This window comes from Curvibacter sp. GW821-FHT09D12 (genome assembly GCF_059416245.1).
This window is the reverse complement of record NZ_JBWKOU010000016.1, coordinates 107,445-129,760: the sequence shown is the minus strand read 5'-3', so window position 1 is coordinate 129,760 and position 22,316 is coordinate 107,445. Positions and strand designations below refer to the sequence as shown.

General features: G+C 56.0%; 15 protein-coding genes and 1 pseudogene. 2 read left to right on the top strand and 14 right to left on the bottom strand.

The genetic code is table 11. The annotated features are described in order from the left end of the window. Window positions 1–85 precede the first annotated feature (85 nt). The 3 genes from AC07PT_RS22395 to AC07PT_RS22385 are packed head-to-tail and all read right to left on the bottom strand — an operon-like array spanning window position 86 to window position 3,991. Entirely contained in the window at window positions 86–2,173 is a 2,088-nt protein-coding gene (locus tag AC07PT_RS22395) for an acetate--CoA ligase family protein (RefSeq protein ID WP_494658168.1), read from the bottom strand. A 3-nt stretch (window positions 2,174–2,176) separates the two neighbouring features. Beyond that, window positions 2,177–2,968, bottom strand: a complete 792-nt coding sequence (locus AC07PT_RS22390; RefSeq protein ID WP_494658167.1) for an enoyl-CoA hydratase/isomerase family protein — start codon at window positions 2,966–2,968, stop codon at window positions 2,177–2,179. Between the two features lie 24 nt (window positions 2,969–2,992). Next, window positions 2,993–3,991 carry a Bug family tripartite tricarboxylate transporter substrate binding protein gene (locus tag AC07PT_RS22385; RefSeq protein ID WP_494658166.1) on the bottom strand — a complete coding sequence of 333 codons (999 nt, stop codon included), beginning with the start codon at window positions 3,989–3,991 and terminating at the stop codon, window positions 2,993–2,995. 142 nt (window positions 3,992–4,133) lie between these two features. Here AC07PT_RS22385 and AC07PT_RS22380 point away from each other — a divergent pair, with 142 nt between their 5' ends. Then, complete coding sequence (locus AC07PT_RS22380) at window positions 4,134–4,934, top strand: IclR family transcriptional regulator (RefSeq protein WP_494658165.1); 801 nt, start codon at window positions 4,134–4,136, stop codon at window positions 4,932–4,934. 244 nt (window positions 4,935–5,178) lie between these two features. Continuing rightward, on the top strand, window positions 5,179–5,415 hold the full coding sequence (locus AC07PT_RS22375) for a hypothetical protein (RefSeq protein WP_494658164.1): 237 nt from the start codon (window positions 5,179–5,181) through the stop codon (window positions 5,413–5,415). Between the two features lie 59 nt (window positions 5,416–5,474). On the opposite strand, the gene AC07PT_RS22370 is transcribed toward AC07PT_RS22375, so the two are convergent. The 11 genes and pseudogenes from AC07PT_RS22370 to AC07PT_RS22320 form a co-directional block, all read right to left on the bottom strand. Then, entirely contained in the window at window positions 5,475–8,960 is a 3,486-nt protein-coding gene (locus tag AC07PT_RS22370) for a conjugal transfer protein TraG N-terminal domain-containing protein (protein WP_494658163.1), read from the bottom strand. A gap of 17 nt (window positions 8,961–8,977) precedes the next feature. Next, complete coding sequence (locus AC07PT_RS22365; RefSeq protein WP_494658162.1) at window positions 8,978–10,489, bottom strand: conjugal transfer protein TraH; 1,512 nt, start codon at window positions 10,487–10,489, stop codon at window positions 8,978–8,980. A gap of 2 nt (window positions 10,490–10,491) precedes the next feature. Then, window positions 10,492–11,490, bottom strand: a complete 999-nt coding sequence (gene traF, locus AC07PT_RS22360; protein WP_494658161.1) for a conjugal transfer protein TraF — start codon at window positions 11,488–11,490, stop codon at window positions 10,492–10,494. Continuing rightward, window positions 11,462–12,421, bottom strand: a complete 960-nt coding sequence (locus AC07PT_RS22355) for a hypothetical protein (RefSeq protein ID WP_494658160.1) — start codon at window positions 12,419–12,421, stop codon at window positions 11,462–11,464. Before AC07PT_RS22355 ends, traF begins: the two co-directional genes overlap by 29 nt. Window positions 12,422–12,941: 520 nt before the next feature. Continuing rightward, window positions 12,942–16,943: a conjugal transfer protein TraN gene (traN, locus tag AC07PT_RS22350; protein WP_494658159.1), complete on the bottom strand. Its 4,002-nt coding sequence runs from the start codon at window positions 16,941–16,943 to the stop codon at window positions 12,942–12,944. 8 nt (window positions 16,944–16,951) lie between these two features. Then, a complete protein-coding gene (locus tag AC07PT_RS22345) occupies window positions 16,952–18,115 on the bottom strand; it encodes a TraU family protein (protein WP_494658158.1) in 1,164 nt (387 codons plus the stop codon). Further along, complete coding sequence (locus AC07PT_RS22340; protein ID WP_494658157.1) at window positions 18,112–19,314, bottom strand: TrbC family F-type conjugative pilus assembly protein; 1,203 nt, start codon at window positions 19,312–19,314, stop codon at window positions 18,112–18,114. Before AC07PT_RS22340 ends, AC07PT_RS22345 begins: the two co-directional genes overlap by 4 nt. Next, window positions 19,277–19,762, bottom strand: a complete 486-nt coding sequence (gene lepB, locus AC07PT_RS22335) for a signal peptidase I (protein WP_494658156.1) — start codon at window positions 19,760–19,762, stop codon at window positions 19,277–19,279. The genes AC07PT_RS22340 and lepB overlap by 38 nt, the downstream gene beginning before the upstream one ends. A gap of 80 nt (window positions 19,763–19,842) precedes the next feature. Beyond that, window positions 19,843–20,406 carry a TrbI F-type domain-containing protein gene (locus tag AC07PT_RS22330; RefSeq protein WP_494658155.1) on the bottom strand — a complete coding sequence of 188 codons (564 nt, stop codon included), beginning with the start codon at window positions 20,404–20,406 and terminating at the stop codon, window positions 19,843–19,845. Window positions 20,407–20,736: 330 nt separating this feature from the next. Next, window positions 20,737–21,002: pseudogene (locus AC07PT_RS22325) on the bottom strand (transposase); the annotation flags it as partial. Between the two features lie 130 nt (window positions 21,003–21,132). Beyond that, window positions 21,133–22,302, bottom strand: a complete 1,170-nt coding sequence (locus tag AC07PT_RS22320; RefSeq protein ID WP_494658154.1) for a transglutaminase-like domain-containing protein — start codon at window positions 22,300–22,302, stop codon at window positions 21,133–21,135. Window positions 22,303–22,316 lie beyond the last annotated feature (14 nt).

Genomic DNA, 22,316 nt, shown 5'->3' with positions numbered 1-22,316 from the left:
ACAAGCGCCGTGCCGCTGGCGCAAAACTGGCTCCGTGGGCGCCAGAGAGGCCAAAGTGGCCTCGGGCAGGCAGCGGCCTCGGAGGTCATGCTGCAAGCACGACCACGCCATCGGCCGCCCTCACTCCCTGGCCCTGGGGCAGAACGAAGAGGGGATTGATCTCGGCCTCCAGCAGGCGACCGCCGAGTTGGGCCGCCATGTTCGAGAAAGCCACAATCGCATCCACCAGGGCTTCGACGTCTGCCTTGGGGCGTCCGCGGTAGCCATCGAGCAGCGGCCAGGTCTTCAGTTCACGGGCCATGCTCAGGGCTTCTTTGCGGCTCAAGCCGCCTTGCGGGGGCAAAAGACGCAGACAGGTGTCCTTGAACAACTCCGCCGTCACTCCCCCCATCCCCAGCAGGATGGCGGTGCCCAGGGCGTCACGGCTGGTCCCCAGAATCAACTCGGTTCCCCCGCTGACCATTTGTTGGACAAGAAAGCGCTCAGGCATCTTGCTGGTGTTGGACTGGACCTGCTGGGTCATGGACGCCAGGCGCTCACCAATGGTGTCGGGGCTCAGGTTGACGGCCACGCCGCCCACGTCGCTCTTGTGGGTGATTTCGGCGGAGAGAATCTTCAGTACCACCCGGCCGCCCAGCTCCAAAGCAGCGCTTTGCGCCTGTGCCGCTGTGCTGACCACTCTTTCCGGTGCGCAGGGGATCTGGAACCGGGCGAACAAGGCCTTGGCTTGCGCTTCATCCAGTGAGCCGCCGGGCAGGTCGTCCACGTGCACCGGCGCTGCGGCCACTGTTTTCGCATCTGACGCCTGCCAGGTGGCTCGGTGGAGCAGGGCGGTCAGTGCCGAGGTGCAGCTTTCTGCTGCGGCAAAGGCCGGTACTCCGCGCTGGGTTAGCAGGGCCGCCACGTCTGGCGCATGGGGGCTGACGTAGGCCACGATGGGCTTGTCAGACAGGGGCAGGCAGTCCTGGATCGCGCCGGCCATCAGCTCGGGCATGGCCAGGCTGGACGAGCCAACGATGATCACGAGGGCGTCATAGCTCGGGCTGGCCAGCAGTGTCTTGATGGCACCCCGCAGCAGATCGGGGCGCAGTCCGGCCAGGGTCACATCGATCGGGTTCCGGTCCAGCACCGCATGGTCGCCTGTTTGCAGCTCACGCAGGGCTTGCGCGGTGGCTGCATCGGGGGCCGGTGTCTCGAAACCCGCCATGCCCAGATCGTCGGATACCAGGGTCCCGGCGCCACCTGTGGAGGTCAGAATGGCCACCCGCCGGCCAGCCAGCCGGCGTCCGGTCTGCAAGGCTGCTGGGATGTCGAGCAGGTCAGCAAAGGTGTTGGCACGGATCACCCCCACTTGCTTGAACAGCGCGTCGTACATGCGATCGGCGCCTGCCATGGCGCCGGTGTGCGAAACCGCGGCCTGGGCGCCGGCTTCGGAGCGGCCGATCTTGAAAGCCACGATGGGCTTACCCGCCGCCGCGGCGCGCAAGGCAGCCGCCCGGAACTTGGCCGGGTTGCGCACTGTCTCGATGTACAGGGCGATCACCTTGGTGGCCTCGTCGTCAACCAGGTGGTCGATGAAGTCGGCCAATTCGAGGTCCACCTCGTTGCTGGTCGAAATCAATTTCGATAAGCCGATGCCCCGTGCCGCGGCCCGCGACAGCAGGGACCCTAGGATGCCCCCGCTTTGTGACACCACACCGATCGAGCCTACGGGAAAGGTGTCCATTTCCAGGGCCCCGGTGGCCGACAGCACGATCTTGTCCGTCAGATTCACCAGCCCGATCGTGTTCGGTCCGAGCAGGCGCATGGGGCCTGCAGCCTCCAGCAGTTCTCGCTGACGCCGTGCACCTACGTCCCCTGTTTCGGTGTAGCCGCTGGCCAGCACAATGGCCGCTGCGGTGCCGCGTGCCGACAAGTCACGCACAGCCAGATGGGCACGCTCTGCGCCCAGCAGCACGATGGCCACATCGGGCACTTCGGGCAGCGAAGCCACATCGGGGTAGCACTTCAGTTCACCAATGTGGCTGACTTTCGGGTTGACGGGGAAGATGCGGCCGGCATATCCGTGCTTGAGCAGGTAGGACACCGGCCTGCCTGCGGTCTTGCTGGCATCGGCCGAGGCGCCGATGATGGCCACGCTGCGCGGTCGAATGAGTCGTGCGATAGCGCTCATGGGTCATTCCTTCACGGCTGATTTGGCCAGGAAGGCCTCCACAGAGGCCCGGTGCTCGGTGCTGGTGTAGCAGATACCCTGGGCCTGGCTGCCCTGGGCGAAGACCTGCTGCGCTGTCATCTCGAAACTCTGGTTCAGAATGGTCTTGCCAAGGGCCAGTGCGGTGGCCGAGCCCTGGCTCAGTTCGGTCGCCCAGGCCTGGGCTTCTTCCAGCAGACGCTCAGCGCTTGTCTTGCGATCGACAATGCCCAGGGCTAGCGCCTCGTCCACGTTCACCTTGCGGCCGGTGAAGATCAATTCCTTGGCCTTGGGCAGCCCGATGCGGCGTGGCAGGAAGTACATGCCACCCCCGTCCGGGATGATGCCGCGGTGGATGTAGGACCAGCTGAAGTTGGCCCACTCGTTGGCGATGATGAAGTCACAGGCCAGCGCTGTATCGGCTCCCAGGCCTGATGCTGCGCCATTGACGGCTGCAATCGTTGGTTTGGGCATGGTGTGCAGCAGTGCTTGGGTATGGTGCACGCGCTGCTGTCGCTTCCAGCCATTGAAGCCCACTTCGCCCGCGAGTGCATTCATGCGCCGTTGCATGCCGGCGATATCGCCGCCGGCGCAAAATCCTTTGCCATTGCCGGTCAGAACCAAGGCGCGGATGGACGGTGTGTTGCTGACGTATTCCAGAGCCTCGATGAATTCGGAGCGCATATCGTCGCTCATGGCGTTGCGCTTTTCGGGGCGGTTCAGTGCCAGGGTCGCAATGCCCTGGGATTCTTGCAGTTCAAGGTATTGGAAGTTCATGGGTGGAGTCCTCGTGGCTGGTTCTCAATCTGCGGTGATGTTGTTGTCTTTCACAACCTTGCGCCAACGGATCTCTTCGCGTTTGGCGTAGGCATCGAAGTCCTGGGGCAGGCCGCCTTTGATGACCAGGCCCTCGTTTTCGAGTTGTTTTTTGAAGGATTCGGTCTGGACAGCCTTGTTGGCGGCGGCATTCAGGCGGGTGATAACGTCCTTGGGTGTGCCTGCCGGGGCAAACAGGCCGTACCAGCTGTCTGCCACGTAGCCCGGCACGCCACTCTCGGCAATGGTGGGCACATTGGCCAGGTTGCGGGCCTTGGACCGTGTTTCGGTGGTCACTGCAATGGCGCGCAACTTGCCGCTTTCGACCAGGTTGCCGACAGCAGAGGCCGTGGAAAACATCATGTCCACCTGCCCGCCCATCAAATCCGTGAGCGCAGGCCCGGCGCCGCGGTAGGGGATGTGCAGGATGTGGGTGTTGCTGAGGTTCTTGAACAATTCACCAGCCAGATGCGCCGACGTTCCCGCTCCTTGTGAGGCAAACGACAGCTTGCCAGGGCTGGCTTTGGCCGCATTGATGATGTCCTGTACGGTCTTGAAGGGGCTCTTGGAGTTGACCACCAGCACATTGGGTGACACTCCCACCAGCATCACCGGCGTGAACGCCTTCTCGTACACATACGGCAGCCTCGACTGGATGCTGGGGTTGACCACGTGGGCCAGAGTGGCCATGACCAGGGTGTAGCCGTCGGGGGCGCTCTTGGCCACGGCATCGGTTCCGATGATGGTGGCGCCGCCAGGCCGGTTGTCGATGATCACCGATTGACCCAGGTCCTGCCCCATGGGCACGGACATCGAGCGTGCCACCAGGTCTGTGCCGCCGCCGGGCGCGAAGGGGACCACGATGCGGATCGGGCGCTCCGGGTAGCCGGCCCAGGCCAGAGAGGGCGCCAGGCAGGCCACGGATGCCGTGAGCGCCAGCGCCAGGCCGCGTCGCTTGGTGTCGCAGAAATGGGGATTCTTCATGTCTCTTGTCTCCTTATTGGCCCTCTGCGTTGGCGTCCCGATGGGCGCTTACGCAAGTGGGCTGATGGCCTTGAAGCGTAGTCGTCCGGGCTTAGAATTGCATCCACTAATTTCCATTGAATGGAAATGAAAGGGTTTCAAAATGACGACAGATCTCCCTGCTGAAGGAAGAAAGGGCCACCATGAAGACCCGGTTCTCAACCGGTCGTTGGAGCGGGGCATTGAGATCCTGCGTGCTTTTCGCCCCGGTGCGGATCTTCTCGGCAACGGTGAGATCGCTGAACGCACCGGTCTCTCGCGTGCGACCGTGAGCCGACTGACCCAGACCCTGGTGTCGGGTGGCCTGTTGCAGCACGATCGTTCGCATCGGGCCTATCGCCTGGCCCCTCTGGTACTGAGCCTCGCCCATGCCATGCGCTCAGGTTCGCAGGTCATGCAGGTGGCTGCACCCTTGATGCGCAAGGCAGCGGAGGCCCTTCGGGTCAATGTCGGTCTCGCGGTGCCAGATCGAGACGAGATGGTTTATCTCGAGTCCATTCGGTACAACCGGAAGGTCGCCTTGCGCAGCGTGGTCGCTGGCCAGCGGGTCCCCGTTGAACTGACCTCGTTGGGATTCGCTTACTTGTCTTCGCTGGACAAAGGCGCTCGTGATGGCATTTATCAGCGTATTTCCGTGCTCCGACCTTCGTCCTGGCAAGAGGCTAGGCCGCGGGTTGATCGGGCATTGACGCACCACGAAAAGCATGGCTTTTGTGTCGCATCGTGGCAACCCGAGGTGGTGGCGGTGGCAGCACCCCTTGTGGTAGAGGATTACCAGTTACTGGTGTTGAACATGAGCCTCTCCACCTCCAGCTCAATGCGGGAGGTCGCCAAGGAGTTTGGCCCTTGTCTTTTGGTTTTGAAAGAAGAGATCATTACGGCGCTCAAGCAGACCAGTGGTTGAATCTCGGCAATGCCTTATGTAACGGGAAATAGTTCCTCAGCTGTTAGGGGACGCGGCAAGCCTCGGGCAGCAAACATCAAAGATGTTTACAACATTAGATTCATTAGCGTTTGGCGGTAAGCTGCTGTAACCCGCATGAACATTGATTCGATGTTTACGACTTTAATTTGCAGGAACACGAGAATTTGAAAATTAATATTGCAAAGAAAAAGGATAGAGAATATAATAAATCAAAGGGAAAACTATGATTGAAGCACTTTCGATATTCGGATTCATTACAGCCGCTTTCATTGCATCGGTCGGGCTCGATAAGCTTTCCGGTTTCTTTTCTCGCCATTACGCAGAATTAGTATCAAAGGCGGAGGCCACAAAATCAAATGCCTCCACAAACGACAGTAGCGACATAAGAAAAGTACGCTTCTACTCTGGTCTCCCGAGTGAACAAGGCAAGGCAAATATGTTTGACGATGAACACCTCTGAAATACATCTATTTTTCAGCTTTGGCCCCATATAAAATAACGGCCCCTCGGGGCCGTTATTTAGTTGGGCTTCTGTATTATTGGTTTTGATGATGAAGTCGATGAGGGCGACATTGCATTCGGCTTTCCTACCTGAGTTGCCTGTTGACCATCGCCAGATGATCCAGATGATGGAACTGTGACAAATTGAGCCACGCTGCCTGCACTACCAAGCCCTAGATCGCTGGCCTTACCCAGGACTTGAGCTAACTCGGTAGTTACCGGGGCACTGACGTTGAGAGCGCCTTGCATGAGGCCTGGAGAAACACTTGAACCAGACGCTGTAGATGCTGAAGGGGTATGTGAGCTTGATGCAGGTGGAACGCTATTCGAACCGCGCGCATCCTCTGAACGAGCGATGGGCACATCAGCACCCGTGGTGTTTTTAATATATGCGGGTGCATCATCAGGTTGAGGATTGATTTTAGCCTGGCCATCAACCCCTCTTCTTTGAGCCTCGATCATCTCGGGATACGTATTCTTGCCTTCTGGATGGGCACGCTCAAATGAGGACCGTGCTGCAGCCTGCTCTCCAGGCATTCCCGCATTACCACTGGCGGCCGATCCGATATTTCTTTGAGCAGTGTTAGCACCACTATCAATGAGTTTTCCGACTCCGCCCTGAACCGCAGCAACATTCGTATCGGAAAGCCCTGAATCGACGCGTGAAACGGCATTACCTACCGCAGAGGAGACTTCACCCTTCTGATCCATGATTGCCTTGCCGACAGCAGCAGATAATGTGGCTGCCTTAGCAGCCGCACCCAACGACTGAGTAAGATCACCAAGACCAGCTGCTTTAGCCATATGAGCCATTCCATTAAGAGCATCGATGCGTTGATTCATATCTCCACTACCGCTTTGTTGGGACAATGTTCGCCAAGCAGCAGCCGCAGCTAATTGATCTTTACTAGCTCCAGATCCAAATGACTGAGCAAGCTTTTGATACTCATTAGACATTGCAGATTCGAACTGCGACCGTTTAGCTGGATCGATAGCGTTACCCAATGAATCCATCACGCGAGCTTGTGCTTCATTTTGATTGACAGAGTTACGACCACCATTTGCCATTTGGGTTGCATCACTCCAGTTCTGAACTACATCTGAACCTTTAATTTTAACGCCTGCTTCTCCAGAAGCAGTGTTTGAAGCGGATGTTGACATCTTGTCCGAGTCATCCAAGCTCTTCATCTGTGAAGCAAGTTTCGTAAGATTATCCGAAATTGATTTAGCACGTTGCCCCATATTGGAGTAATTGCCACCCTCACCGCCACTAAAGCCTGCACTCGCAGTCTTACCATCTTTAGAAGCGAATGTTTCACCTTGTTGCTGTGCATTCTTTTTCTCAGCGCTCATTCCACCAGCAAGCTTTACATTTTGAGAATCAGCAGTTTCGGTAGCAAGAAATCCTGAAAGAGTTGCCCCCAACTTGATACCAGCTGCGGCAGCCACTGCACTTGCAGCTTGGCCTACTGCAAAACCACCTGCTACAGCAGCAGGCCCGGCGCCCAGGCCGCCAGCAAGCGCACCACTCAAACTTGGAATAGCTTTCAATGCATCAGCTTGCAAACTAACTGCTGCTTGCCCACCTTTAGATGCTTTGGTCGTTCTATCTTGTGCTGAATCTAAAGAAAACTTTTGCCCATTTATCGAGATGGAGTTATCAGAGGCGTTATAACTCGCATCGTACCCCTGATTTCTCATATACGACTGGAGCTTCTCTCCGTGTTTTGAAAGGCCACCCGACTCAATCATGCTAGATAAGTCGGAGAGGCTTTGTTGTGCAGACTTGGCAATTTGATTTCTTGTAGCCGCATTTGCTTCATGTGTAGCAGATTGGGCCATAGATACCCCGCCACCAGAACTCAAGTCAGCCAGACCACCAATATTCGCACCAACATCTGCACGTGGTCCAGAACTACCGTCTGCCATACCTCCTGCAAGAAAATTTGAGGCTGACATAAGCCCAGCTTGTTGAGCCATGATTGGACTACCTGCAGCACCCTTTCCTCCATTCAAGCCACCACTGCCGGAACCAGATCCCCCCCCTTGAAGATCGGCCCCACCACCGCTCGGCATGGCCTTGCCAATCATGTTGCTCATGGCAAACATGGAACCGCTCAATATTGCGAACATCAGATATGGAGCATTCTGAATCATGTTTCCCGCAGCAATCGTCGTTGTCATAACGTGTTGCATCATGGTTGACATGTATTCAGAGGTTATCGAACTTGAAGTTTGAATTACGCCAAAACCAGGTGGGGCAATGCTAAGTAATTCGCGCTGGTACCAAGCTGTCACGATTGCCATCATGGGAATCCAGCTTTGAGTCCACAACCCAAAAAGCGCATAGCTCCCAGCGACTTTGAGCCCTGTTGATGGATTAGCAATTACAACGAACATAACGATCGGTGTACAAGCAACAAAAATAAAGAAGAGCACATCCATGAATTTAGGGGCGGCCGTACTCATTAACATGGCTTGGTTTACTTCGGTCTTTGCCCATGCAAAGAGATTGGTGTCGCGTCGCGCGGCGATCAAGGTATCAATAGGCGAGTCTGCATTCTCCTGGAAGGCATCGGCCACAGAGTAAGCCATCACATTGAATAATGCCAACTCATCAACTCTAGTTGAGGAATCAGTCAACATGTTCACCATGTTCAACGCCTGATTCAAATCAATCTGACCAGAAGCACGGGTGGCCGTTTTATTATTGACGATCATTGCCCTCTGCGCGAGATCGGTCAAATTATCATTGATTGCAGCCTGTGTTCCAGAAATCACCTGACCTTCATAGCCAGCAATGAAGGCTCTTGCTTCATCGCAGGATGCTGAACGACCACCACCGCCACCCGAAAGGTAGGGATTAGTTGAGTCGTAGATGATAGTGCTACCTTGTTGAGTGAAGGTGGCGGCAATATCAGAGAATACATGATTCGACTTCGCGAAGGTCGTATTGTTAGAACTGGTAAGCGATGGTCCAGCACAATAACGAACACCAAGTCTCAATGTTTCAACTATATCTCGGGGGAGACAAGCTAATGGTGTCTGAGCACAGGCAGTAAAGGAAAGCAGGACGCGAGCTGGGGCAAATGGATTCACATCTCCGGATACTGTCAAATAGTTCCCATCCGTGTTGACCATGACCGTTTCGATTTTTTGTGTCATGTACATCGCAAATGCACCAGCCATCGTCGCAGGAAGCGCTATGGCGTATGGAACGCCATCAACCACCCTCGGCGGAGCGGAGTTATCGAACTGCTCTATTTGCACTGTAGCTTTGGGAATGAACATCACCCATACGACCAAAAGTTGCAGGAGCATCACGTCCAGTCGAAGCTTCTGCGATGAAACAGACTGAGCCAAGATGACAATTAGCGAGATGATTAGACCTGTCTTGATGGCTCCTGCAACCCAAGAGTCCTGGCCAAAAAACATGGCCATAGAGGTCATCGCACTGCCGATCACCATCGGATCGGACACTGTGTAGATGGTAAATGTGCTCATTTCAATACCTGACTCTTCTAATCGCGCTCGCGGGATGTAGCTCCGCGTAATTTCGAAGACGTTATTCTCTGATTGATAACCACAGAGTCATAAATCCCCTTCAGCATATTGCTGGCTTCAGCAGGGTCAGGCTTGTATTTCATCAACATTTGAGCTTTAGAGTTCAACTCATTCGCATAGCTCTCAGGCATGTTTGCCTTTGTCTGCGCATTGAATGCAGCATTGCCGGTTGACAACAATTCAATTCCCAACTGATATGAAAAGTACCTTGGCAGAAATTGCCCCAAAATTACGCCAATCTGTTCGGCAGCACCGGGGATCTTCTGGACTTCGAGCAAATACGGCATGATGGGGAATGGCGACAGATTAATAATCTGCTGCGACCTGGCATCAAGCTGATTACCGCTCCCCAACGGACGTTTGTTGGCAAATGAGCCAATAATTGAATTGTCCGTCCACGTCGATCGCGTCTCTGGCGTTGTCGTCCCATATAGCGCATTGTTAATTGTGTCCTGGACGCCCCCCCATTCAGAATAGGGAATCGTTCTTGGCTGGATCTTGTCGCAGCCATCGGACTCATTGAGGCATTCGTAGACTTGGAGTCCACCAGCAGTCGTACCGCGTGGGTTGAATACTTGGTCCCACACTGTGATTGTCTTTGTGAATGGCAATGAAGGCAGGTCACAGCCGATATCAGACGCTCCGTCGTCGCATTTAGCGCCGTCATCCTTTGCGCGCATGACATTGGTGCCAAACAAACCCATCACCATCTGGATTGCATCTCGTTCTGTCATGAATGCACGCAACGTATTGGCACCGGACTGCATGGTTTGCTTCGCTGCCTTGTAGACGATGTTTCCCAACATCGGATTCATATCCTTACCATTCGGACTACCGCCTGTTGCTGTCTCGGTTGACGTTTGAGTCTGAGCCCTGCTATTGCTTGAATACCAATCAGAGGCACGATTGGTAACGTTCGACATAGCCTGTCCAAATCGGCTGGCCTGCTCTTTCAACTTATCCTCAAGATTTCCTGAGTACATCGCAGTTGCAATTGCGCAGGTATTTTTGGCCATTGCGTTCAACGAATTCATTGCATCGGACAGGCTATCGATGATCTCAGCGCAGGGCGCACACATCCCCTTGATTGCCGCCTTGATTGCAAAGCCTGTTGCGTTTGCTGCGATCGAGCGTATCAACTGCTCAAACTGAGCGCCGTTGATGAAACTGAACGAGCCAAAGGTCATGTCAATCCCACCACATCCTGCATCGATTCTCGGTGGTGAAAACTGTAAGACACTGATGCTGGAGCCGGGACTGCGGAGTGATATTGCCCCGCCGTATACACCCATCAATCTCTGAGAGTTATAAACCTGTGGATCAGTAGAGGTTGAAATGAACATTGAGTTCATCGCCTCCTTCAGACCCGCTTCAGCCGGACTAGGCCGAATGAAAAACAATGTGGAAAACAGTACGAGGCTTAGAATTCGGGCATTCGACAACACGGGACGAAGAATTTGGGCAGTCATTATTAATACCTCTTCTGAATCCGCTCTTGCGCACCTGGAACAATGGATTTGGGGTCTTTCTGTATGGACTCCCCAATTTCTCTAATATCTTCGGGTGTAAGAATTCCCCGCTCTTCAGGAAACGCTTGCTTGCGAACTTCACCAGTGATCAACCCGGCAGCATCCCCAGCGACCAGAATTCGTTCCTCAAGCAGATCCTGTGACAGCATCCCCTGGGTGAGCACGGTGACCTTCTCAGGCGGGATTACCAGAGCTACTGCTGGGCGCACCTGGATCTTCAGGTTGCGGCCCTGCCCCATGTCTTTGCGAACCTCGTCGGCACCGAGCATCCACGAGGGCCGTTTTCCATCAGGGGTGATGTAGACCACCTCGATGCCACGTTCCTTCGCTGTACGGGCCACCAATGGGTACTGCATCGCGCAATACGGGCACTTGTCATCCAGAAAGACCCAAAGACCCGCTTTTTTGGCGACTACATCAGTGGCTTTCTTCTTCTGCTCGGTCGTCATTCGCATGAAAGCGCCGCGCATCGCGCTGGAAAATGGCATCCGATTGGACTCGTCCAGCATTGGATCTAGCAGTGACTGGCGTTGAAACGTTCTCGTGAAATTACTCGCTTTATCGAGCAATACCCTGGTGGCGTACCGGTACGCCTTCACGTTTTCATCAGTTGGATTGTCAATCGCAGCATTCAATATTTTCGGATACTCAGCATTGAACCATTCAACCGACAAAGCCTTGGGTTTTTGCTTCTCCAGCTTGATGATGGTAGGCATTTCCTTTGCCGCCTCAACCTTCTTTGGTTCGGGCGCTTTTGGCTCGATAGGCTCGGGCTCTACCTCATACCAGAACCAGCCTTCCTCTTTACCCTTCAAAAAGCTTCCAGGCGAGTTAATTGAATTCCCTTGCGCCCCAGCGAAAGAAGACAAACCGAGGAGGAATACCCCGAATAGATAATTTGAGATTCTCATTTCACTCAACGCAAAGGTCGGAATATTCAAGTGTGTGCTTCACCTGCATGGTGTTTCTCATCCCGGCCTCAACGGATTCGTCAAGGCGCTTTTCCATCTCTAGAGGCAGTTTCTTGATGCGGGTGTTCAGTGCGCCAGCGATATCGCCAATCTCTTCTGCCGAACCCATCTTTGAGGCCATGCGCCAGTGGTACTGGGCCATGAACCCGTGGGTATCCGGATACCACCTCGCTGAATAGGCATCCCCGGCAAGCAGCATGATTTCGGGGGACTGCCATTTCCACCGATTGATCATCATCCTCATCTCTTGGAGAACGACGCCCCGCTCCGCTTCGGGCAGTTTAGGCACTGAGCGCATCAACAGGCGCATGTAGTGGTACGCGCCTGGCACGTAGGCGTTTCTTGCTGAAGCTCGATAGTGGATGAATGCTTGCTTCTCGTCTGCTTTGCCCACCAGGCCAGATTCCAGCAAGCGACCAGCGATGTAGTGCGAGTACCCGCCAATGATCCCCCGTGAATTCATGGCTGATGCCCCACTTTGCTGCAGCACATCCAAGATGGCCTTGGCGTCCGTTTGTGAGGCTCCACTGGGATCCCTTTGATACAGCATCAACGCCGCATTCCATCCGGCCTCGGCAGACTTGGCAGCTTTGGCGTACATCCGATAGGCCAGATTCGTGTCCTGGGGGTAGCCAAAAAGGCCTTTCCGCGCGACATCGGCGCGCGCTCTCAACATGTTCACATCTTCATGCTTGAGCTTTCCTGTGACCGCTTCAATGGCCTTCTTCTGCGCAGCACGATCCTTGCTGGCATTTGCCTGCGCCAGCAAGATGCATGCATTCAGGCGAGAGTTGTCTTGGACCGATTCCTTGATCGCCTGGACGACCTGATCGCCATCCTCCGCAGCCGCAGTTGAAATGCAAACAACTGCGCCCAGGACGACCGTAAGCGCTCGTGACATCCGCATATCGTTAACCTCGAATCACAGGGTCACTTTTGGGTGCGACTGCTTCGATACGAACCTCATCGGGTGGCGGGACCAGCAGGCTCGATAGGCGGGCCTGCTCTTCCAAATCTTCAGGGGAGCCAGCAAAAGTCATTTTTCTGGCCATTGAAGCTCCACCTGAGGATCCTGAGGGTCGTGAGGTGCCCTGTGCTTTCGTACCCTCGCGCCTTTGCCCCTCGGGCTTGGAGGAGGAAACCAAGATGACAGCGATGACAGTGCAGATGAGTGCACCACCAACCAGTGGGTAGCTCGGGTCCATGTCATTCCCCTTTCCGGCACGTTGCAACGGAATCCAGGGATTGGCAGAGGTTGAATGCGTAGTTCATAGGGCTTGCGTAGAAGGGCCCTCAATGAGGGCGAAATGCAAGACCTATGGTACGAATGAGGGCCTTATTTTTTCCCCCGAAAGACTTCCTAAATGATGGCCTTTCGGGGAAATGAGCGAATCATCCAACTCGTGCTGATGGAAGCCCGATCAGGGTGGGGTTGTATCGCAACCAGGATACGTGAAAGGCATTTTCTTCTTGTTCTGGTCGTAGCACTGCTCTGACACATCATCCTTCAACGCGTGGTTGTATTCAATAACCTTATCCATATTGTCTGACATCACCTGCGCTGATTTGACTGCTGGCACTTTGTTGTCATACTGACTCGCGGCATCTGGCGTTCTCGTAATGGCCATGGACGATTGAATTGTGTTCTTCGAGATTCCGTAGTTTGTTCTCGGATCAGCTGTATTCAGCATCCCCCCCTCTACGAGTACATCAGTCCACTCTGTCAAATCGACTTTAGACCAATCGACAGCAGCCAACTCCAAAGCCGTGAAACCACCGCAATTCACATCGCATCCACCCATAGATGTGACGTTACCGAAGAGGCCTCGTCCAGTTCGGAATCCAAATGGCCGATTTCCTGTCAAATTCTTGGTCATGATTTGCGTGCTAATAATTCTCGAAACAATCGACTTGTAGCAGCAATACAGTTGGCGTTTTTCAACACATCCAATCAAGAATACCTTCTTTGAACAACACGAACCGACTTCTGTACATAGTCGCCACTTGTCATTCATACCCCACTCAAACTCCTCTTGTTTACAAGCGAAGATGATGTGGCCAATGATCTTCGCGATCGAATAGACCATCATGACTGTTTGAAAACCCTCAAGGAAGGGCGTCAGTTCGAGTTGGCCTGCGGCTCCACCAGGAACTTGCTGGAAAATCATTCCAGAAAGCTGATCCCCGCCAATTTTCTGCAAGACATCGTTCAAACCGCTATATAGCGTTTGCTCGAAACTTCTAAGCATGTCTCCGATTGCACCGGACTTCACAACGGAGTCAGACCCAATCCGAGCGATATCCGATTGAGCATCCAAACCGAAAAGACCATCGAAACCGGCTCGAAATGGGGACGTGATGTTCTGGGTCACCCAACCAGAGGCTGATTGGTAGAGGTCCGTGACCGGCGCTGAGATCTCCCCAAGTGAGTGGGATAGGCCGTTATAGACATCGCTGTTAGCCAAGGCCTGGCGGACTGGGCCTGAGCGGATCAGCTTGTTCAGACCGATCATGGCCGACATGTAGTCCATCCAGTTCGGCGCATCAGCTGCGCCCTTCCTGGCTTCCTTGCAGCAGTTTGGGGTAATCCCGATCGAGGAGCCAATGGGGATCTTGCAGTACATGGCCTTGCCGCCAAAGATGTATGGCGTGCACGCTTGGTCCACACTGGTGGGCACCTCACCGGTCTCGGCGCAGACCATCTCGCTCACCATCTGATTGACGGCTTCCATTGCGGATGCTGACTTTGCAAAATCGACAGAGCCGGTGCCAGAGAGATTCGGTCTGTGGCATTCAGTGCCCAGGCATCTCATCGCACCAGAACAGGAGTCCCCCTGCTCCTCCACGACAACTGGGATCTGCACGTTCTTGGTGATGCCGCAGTCGTATGCGATGGAAGGGTTGTAGCACTGGCCGGTGAAAAGACCCTTGAACCGGTTATCGCATTCGTCATGGGCGGTATCACGACGGCACGACGGGGATGTCTCAAGCGGAACATCGTTTTGGTCTGTCGTCACATTGCAATCTGTCGCCCACTTCTGGCCATCCCGCATGAACTGACGAAGGCCTCCTGAGGAGACATCCATGGTCGCGCAGCTCGTGAAGGGTTGCGCATCGGCCTGCCAGCACATCTGGTCATCCAACATGCTGATCGGAGGACCATTCGGACTTGGATCAGCGCTCACGCCATCTTGGTAGTCGGTGGGGACAACGGCCGAGCCGTCAGTACCCCACTTCTTGAGCAAATCCACAATGCCGTGGTTTGGCAGGCCTGGGCCGAATGTTACGTCCCCAACTGTCCGTGTCGCTGCGGTATCGGTACATGACAACTTGGCGCCCTGGCAGTACCCGTCAGCTACGTACTGCATGTAACGTTGACACCCCGCGAACTCGTTGATCGTGATGCTGTAGACCTTCGCCATCAGGCGGACCTCGTGGAGCGTTCCATCTCCTACAAGCGTGCCTGTAGGGGTCCAAGAGCCCACCGAGGTTCCGTAGTCCGTGAAATTGCCCGTGGCGCCGCCTTGGGGGTACACACCGTTGACCACAAACAACTTCGGGTCGCCCCCCATGGGGATGTGCTGATACTCAACGTAAGTTCCTTCCGAGGAGCCGCGCGGATCGTCAGGCAGCTTCTCAGTCGAGCAGTTACTACCAGCAGGGCAGGTAGCAGCGCCCATGATGGAAAAGTCTGTGCGCAGCGATCCCGAGACGTTGATCGGCACCTTGCTGTATGTGTACAGGGGGTAGCCCTGCGCATCCACCACCTGCTTGTTGGTCTTGGGGTCCATGATCGCAACCTTGACCTTGTTGAAGGCCTGGACGGTCATGTAATTTTGCTCACCGACATAGCTGAGGCCGAAACTTCGCTTGATCCCCTGGCAACCATCCGGGAACGGATTGACCAACGTTTCCGAGCACATCTGGATGTCGGGGATGCCGTAACTCCCACCCTGAACTTGCTCGATGTGCGATACCGAGTCTCGACGGCATGAACCGATCAACTCTTTGGCCTTGTCACTGTTGGTCGCATTGACGCCACGGATCACGCCAGCTCGAATTGCCAGATCTGTTGAGTAATCCTTTCGCTGAGCGTTCGCTACCGATTGGTCGTTAACGTCCTTGCCATAGCGGTCAGGGCTGGGATTGGCTGTGTCGTTGTACATGTTGACCACGTTCGCACCAGGATTGCCTGGACACCACCTGATCAGATCGCCGCCAATCGAAGAAACCTCACATTGCTGCGGAGGGTCAGACGCGCAGGGCACACCATCTGCCGGTGCCGAATACGTGACCTGTGTCTGATAAAGATCTGCAGACAAGTAGACGGCAGTCACACCCAACGGGATCGAGTACCCGATCGCGGGCTTCCACCCATCACTCGGAGTCCCGAAGCTGGCAATGGCATTGGGGATGCGCTGAATCGCTCCACCAGTCGATATCCCGAGGACATGGTTGTAGGTGAAGTAATTTCGGCTCTTGGGCTGGGTAAATGGCGTGTATGTGTACCGAATGGCATAGGTGTCATCCACCTGCTTCCAGATCACATTGCTGGTGCCGCCCAATGTCTGATACTGGAGATCCACAGACCCGCGCTTATAGGTGCTTGGTGCTGTGATGGTCTGATACTGCACCGGATTGGTATTCGGAATGACCACCTTCTGGATGTCAAAGAACTCAACTTTCAGAATGCGGTGATCAGCAGATCCAGGCGCCAGTTCGATGGTCTGACGCGACTGCATCACAAAATCGGTTCTGCGGCATCCATCGTGACGAAGATTGCGGCGGTTCTGTGCCGCGACGGCTTCCATTTGCTCCGGATTGCTATACAGAGTGGATCCGAGTTGGCGCAGCTCGTACCCCTTCTTGGGGGAGTAACCAGGCATAACCTCAGTGATATTCACCCGAGTCCCAGATGTTTGGTTGACACCCGGCTCAACGCGCTGGTCATTGAGTTGATTGTTCGCAGCATCGACGCGCCCGTAATTCGCCTGAGCAATACCGTTTGCGTTTTGGGCACTGTTCACCATTTGCTGGCGAGTGAGCTGCTGGATACGCCCAGCCGCCTGTGCAGCACGAGCCGCGTCACCCGGGTCATCGACTATCTTGGGCAAACGCACCGACGTTGTGGTGTCCTCTGTCAGCTTGGGGGTTCGCACAGCACCAGCGTCGTACTGGCTTCTCATCAACTTGGCTGCGCGATCGTTCATGAGCTTGGCCGCAGTGTTGTCGTCCACTGTCCGAGCTTGCGCTGCAGCCTTGAGCTGGTCATCTGAGGCCGTAATCGGCAGGCCCTGCGCATAGGCGAACATTGAAGTGGTGGGCAGTCCAAACATGGCCCAGGCCACCATCAAGCGTCCACCAATGATGAGCGCAGTGTGACGCGAAAAACCCTGCCCCTCGGTGCTTGTGCTGGATTTCATTGGGTGCTTCAGTTGGGAGTGATGCCAATGCAGCAATCAGTCCATTGGAAAATCAGATAGGAATGGTCTTCACCGGTCGCGGGTACATCTCGCCACATGCCCCAGCCAGCTGACGAGGCACCCGTGGCATGGTTGCAAGAGCCAAACCGAGACGGCGGATTGACCTCACGCGCCTGAGAGGTGGTGTCAGCTGGTGGCGCAGCACCTGGCATAGGGCCGTTGGTCTCAGGCGAAGGTGCAAGGAACTGCCATCGATAGGCATCCTTGCGGATGACGTAGCGCGGGTTTCGCTCACACATGTTCGACTTGCCAATTGTTTCGTTGAGCAGGCCCAGCCGGTGCAGCAAGCTGATGCCCCGCACAGCGGTCAGACTGCTCAACGTCACCGGGTCTTGCTTCGTCTTTTGACTGCCGTAGTAGAAGCCCGTGATGGGGTACATGGGGCCCCAGGCGCCAGCCGTCCAGAACAACTCATTGATCGGCTTCCCCGCAGATGCGCTGACAGCATCGATTGGCAGCGCAACCAGCGATGTCACACCGGTGAATAGGAGCATCTCCGGGTTGATGAATGTCGTGTAGCGGCCGAGGACATCGTTCCAGTTCGGAAACGAGGGGCTGGCCTGCAGCAGGTCGAACTCAGTCATGCCGTCAGGCGGGCACGCCCCATCGTCAATCAACCTCAGCATGTAGATCAGGGGAAAGGAGTACAGCACCCAGTTGCCAAAATAGTCTCCCCGCCCTCCCCGGCCAGAGTTGGTTCCCCCATTGAGAAACTCGACATCGCCGAAAGGGAGCTGGACCCCACCAAGAGACGGCATGCAATACGGCTTGCGAGTCACGTCCATGATCTTCGAGGGAGCCCAAAAGCCCAGGGTGAAGCCGATCCGAGGCAGTTGCCCTTTGCTCAGATCGCCACCGCACTTGCAGAGAATGTCGGTATTCGCGTCCTCTGGCACACCAGACTTCCCGTCCATGAAAGTGGCGCCCATCAATCGAAATGGGAACATCCCGGACCAACACACGTCCTTGAACATCGTTTCCAAGGGGCTGTAGTTGTTGCAGGACAGGTTCTTGGTGACTGAACCATCATCGGCATGGGCCGCATGTGATGAAAGGACAAGGCACAACAGACACGTGGCGCAGATCCGCACGATGAGCTTGAACAAGATCATTTCCCCTTCCCTTCCGGGTTGAAATAGCGAATGCGCAGGTTGCTCGCCTCCTGCTCAACAATGGCTGGCACTGCCTCTACGCCAAAGCGCTCATTCAGGCGCTGGGGCATTGGGTAGATGGGGCGCTTCAAGTACCTGTTCAGGTCTTGCGTGATGGGGGTTCGCGAATCGCTTGGTTGGACACTTCTGCCCACCACAAACAGATCTGCATCCTTGTATTCAGCGCGCTTGAGCCACTGCGCAACCATCTTGATCTGACGAGGGTCGCCAGCGTCGAAGATGATCACAGGCACCTGCAATCGTGCGTAGTCGAGGAACGCGAAGGTCTGGCCAGCACGAGCAATCAGAACTTCCCCCTTACCACCCGGTGCAGGACCAGAGATGTCGTGAGGGGCCGTGAATGTGGGGGTAAACAGGGTCGTGTAGTCCTTGTTGGTCGTGGGCAAGTCGAAGCCGGGTCGCAAGTTCTGTGCGATTCGCCCACGTGCACGTTGAAGCACCGGTTCCCAGTCGTACTTTTTGGCGCGATCCTCGATGACCGCCAGGATGTCTGGCTCGGCGATCGGAAAGAGATCACCCTGGACGTACTTGCCACGCTTGCGCGCAATTTCTCTGGCGCCATCAAGGCTGGCCACGCCACGGACCTGGAACCATTTGGTCTCTTGCTTCACCAGGAAGACCGGGACTGCCTCAATGGCGTATGTGCGAAACGCATTGGGATCAACCTCGACAAGCACGTCATCCCGATAGGGATCGGGCAGCAGCTTGCGAAGCTTGCCCAGAAGAACCCCAACCTTCTGGGGTTCAAAACCACGCACCACGAATCGAATACGTTTCACATCCTTTTCGGTGAGGGCCTGCTGGAACAAGGCGCGCAAAACACCATCGGGCATCCCGGTGGAGATGAACACCTGGATGTCGAAGTCGTCTGCACCTGTACCGGCCTCGCCCTTGGGGGCTACGCTTTGCACTCGCTCAGTGACGCCCTTCATCCACGGCTTTTCACCGCCGCCCAGCATCTGGATGTCCCTTACAGCGCCCTGCCCCTGCTGCTCCCTCAATGCGGGCTCTACGCGGCTCATGGAGGCCTCGCTGGGCACATTGTTCAACCAAGGGGCCTTGTTGGAAGCCTGATCCGCATGCGCGAATGCCCCGATGAGGCTAAAACAAAGGGATAGCGCTACCGATGATTTGTTCACGTTCAATTGCTCCCCAATACCTGGAATCGAATGACTCTTGTGTGGTGCCCATGAGGAACAGCTGTCCCTCCTGCAAGGTGATGTCCACATCGAAATCGCCTGGTGCCTTACCCGGGATGCTTTTGGCCAACCACAATCGATCGACATGCTTGCCGTTGATGAACAACTCGGTGCCAGAGACCTTCACCTGGTCACCTGCGACGGCCATGATCTTTTTGACAATGCGATCCCCGGGCCTAGCCCCTATGGCGTAGCCACGATCCGGCATTCGAGCGACGACGTACTCACCGACCTTCGGAGGGCCTGGCATACCGTTGCGCCACAGATAGACCGTGGTGGGCATACAAGCTGGTTGACCAATCAGGCGTTGCACATCGAGACCGATATGAGCACCAAGCAACCACAGTCCCAAAACGATGAATCCAAGGGAAACGATGTTGGTGACCATGAACCACTTGACCCAATTGATCAGGAGCAGCTTGAACCTTTGCCAGGGTCGAACTGCTGGCGCGGTGGGCTCCGGAAAAGTCACTTTGCGTCCTTGGACTTGGATGATTCCTCGCTGCGGCGCTCCATGACCCCTTCACTGCGCAACTCTTTGCGGAGCTTGTCGGTGAGGTCTGGAATGTTGGCTGGTGCAGCAAGCACCTGATCGGACCGCATGACGATCTTCCCCTCGCTTGCCTGTGCGTTGATCTTGTCCATGAGCGCGAGCGTGAACTTCTCTGTTCGTGCCGGCATATCGGAGGCCTCGATGTCACCGTTGCGCACCCGCTCGGTCAATGCCTGCATCTGCTCTTTGACGATGGCGTCGAAGTTGACCGTCACCAGAATGTCTTCAATGGCCAACCTGTCGCTCGGTGGCGCAACCCATTTAGGCGAAAGGTATGACACGCCTAACGAAACAACACCTGCGATCACCCCCATGACCAGAATGTCAGTAAAGAAGCTGGTGCCGGAATTGCCAACTGCAGCAGCCGCCGTAGCTTTTAAGGCTTTGCCACTACCGGCACTGGAAGGCGCTGCAGCCAGAGCTTCAGGAGTGTTTGTTTGTGTATCGAGAGACAAATTTTGGTGAGGTTTGGGGTTCATGGTCGATCGCATTTGAGGGGCGGCGAGCACTCTCGCAGCAGCGTGAGAAACCAGCCGCATCACGGTCAAAATGACGAATCAATATTACGAATCCAACCCTCAAGAATTCCCTCGAAAGAATTCGATTCCCGTCTCCATTCAAGGAAATCGGAGCAATTTACTTTAGACAAGCGCACGCTTTAGGGATGGCCTGAACAAATACGAGTTGAACGCGGCAGTGGACGGGTCATGAGCATTGCCGCTGAGTCACCCCCATCTGACTTCGCAGATAGGCCCACTGCCAGCGGGAATCGGCGCCGCCCGCTCCGATTTGGCGTGCAGCTGAAACACTCATGCCGCAACTGCCATGAGTTTGGCCTTGGCCATCCACAAATTAGCCAGCGCAAACAGCGTGTGCAACTGCGCCGTGCACTTGCCAGCCCGCAGTGACGGGCCTTCACGTGCCCAAACTGGCGCTTAACGACCGTGAACGGGTGCTCCACCCTGGCTCGGATGCGGGCCTTGATACGCTCGATCTCGTCGACCAGGCATTACCTTGGGCCGTTCTTGTCCAGCGCACTGCGCTCGCCCGGACGCATGGCCAAGTTCCAATTCACTCCAGCCCTGGTACCCCCGGACTGCTTGGCAACTCGCCGGGTTGGATGGGCGAGCCATCGGCATGGGGCTTGGGCAGGTAGCTGTTAATGAGGCCAATGCTGGCCTAGTCGGCGGGCTCGTAGCTCAGGGTCAGGGTTTGCCGGTCAGTTGGCTGGTTTTTTCGGTATAGCTCAGCCAGGGGTTGCCGCTAGGGTCGCTGAGGCTGTCGGTGAACTGGTGCTGCAGTTGGGCCGGAAGCTGCGCGCCTTGGCGACCCAGGCTGACCACGCTCAGGGGAGCTGACTCAGGCAGCAGGGTGCGAAGTGTCTGCGCAATGAATTTTTTGCCGATCACGTCACCCACGGTGCTGGCAGTACCGGTCGAGCTACTGTCGATGTATGACTTGAGCCGCGTCTGGTAGCTGTTGAGTTGGCTGGCGATCGCCGCTTGGTTGAGGTTTTGCACCCAGCCTTGGGCCGGGTTCACCGCGGCGCCTTGCTGGGCCGCCTGGAGCAACGCGTTTGCATCGAGTGGCACGGCGGTCTTGAGGTCCATGCCGGGCGCGTAGCTGTACTGCTTATAGCTTGCATCCAGCGGCACCCAGGCGTTCAGCGGCCCGTTGGGGTTCACGTGCTGACCGGCACTGGCGTTCTGACTGCCTCGGCCCGGGGCCCAGTTCACGTAGGCCTGTACCCAGACGTGCTCCATGCGGATGGCTTGGATGCTGCCCCCGTTACTCAAGCCAGTGGCCGCAATGCCGCCCTGGTTGAGCAGCATCACAGCGGCCTCCGGCTTCTGAACACCGCCCACCCAGTTCATAGCCTGGGCGGCCGGGATCTCGACCGTGCCCAACTGGTAGCGAGCCAGAATGTTGGCCGCGCGCAGCATAGCGATTTCCAGGCTTGCGATGTCGAAGGCGTTGCCTCGTTTCTTGTCGAGCGTGTCCTGGGCGCCTTGGATCGAACCCCAGGTGGGCACCCATTCCACATTGTTTCGCACCCAGTTGCGGATATTGACCGGGTTGTTGCCCAAGGACTGAGCTTGGGCCTGGATGGCGGCGGTGAGCTGAACCTCTGGGGTGGGTGCCAGGTCGGCAGCTGTGGGGGCCTCGCCAGGGGCAGGCGAGATGTTGAACTGGATCGGGCCGACGCTGCCGCTGGCCTGGGCCAGCCGAACGCTTTCCTTGCCGTACAGGTTTTGGAACCATGCGGTTTTGGTGGTCGCGGGGGCACGGGTGTTGGGCTTGGGCGTGCTCCAGGGCAGTTTCTGTGGATCGATGGCCAGCGTGCCAAGGCTCCTATATCCGCTGCCACGCCACACTTTCGCCCCAATGA

Excerpts from the sequence above, each read along its gene's own strand:
- AC07PT_RS22395 (WP_494658168.1), bottom strand. The coding sequence starts at position 2,173 with ATGAGCGCTATCGCACGACTCATTCGACCGCGCAGCGTGGCCATCATC.
- AC07PT_RS22390 (WP_494658167.1), bottom strand. The coding sequence starts at position 2,968 with ATGAACTTCCAATACCTTGAACTGCAAGAATCCCAGGGCATTGCGACC.
- AC07PT_RS22385 (WP_494658166.1), bottom strand. The coding sequence starts at position 3,991 with ATGAAGAATCCCCATTTCTGCGACACCAAGCGACGCGGCCTGGCGCTG.
- AC07PT_RS22380 (WP_494658165.1), top strand. The coding sequence starts at position 4,134 with ATGACGACAGATCTCCCTGCTGAAGGAAGAAAGGGCCACCATGAAGAC.
- AC07PT_RS22375 (WP_494658164.1), top strand. The coding sequence starts at position 5,179 with ATGATTGAAGCACTTTCGATATTCGGATTCATTACAGCCGCTTTCATT.
- AC07PT_RS22370 (WP_494658163.1), bottom strand. The coding sequence starts at position 8,960 with ATGAGCACATTTACCATCTACACAGTGTCCGATCCGATGGTGATCGGC.
- AC07PT_RS22365 (WP_494658162.1), bottom strand. The coding sequence starts at position 10,489 with ATGACTGCCCAAATTCTTCGTCCCGTGTTGTCGAATGCCCGAATTCTA.
- AC07PT_RS22355 (WP_494658160.1), bottom strand. The coding sequence starts at position 12,421 with ATGTCACGAGCGCTTACGGTCGTCCTGGGCGCAGTTGTTTGCATTTCA.
- traN (WP_494658159.1), bottom strand. The coding sequence starts at position 16,943 with ATGAAATCCAGCACAAGCACCGAGGGGCAGGGTTTTTCGCGTCACACT.
- AC07PT_RS22345 (WP_494658158.1), bottom strand. The coding sequence starts at position 18,115 with ATGATCTTGTTCAAGCTCATCGTGCGGATCTGCGCCACGTGTCTGTTG.
- lepB (WP_494658156.1), bottom strand. The coding sequence starts at position 19,762 with ATGGTCACCAACATCGTTTCCCTTGGATTCATCGTTTTGGGACTGTGG.
- AC07PT_RS22330 (WP_494658155.1), bottom strand. The coding sequence starts at position 20,406 with ATGAACCCCAAACCTCACCAAAATTTGTCTCTCGATACACAAACAAAC.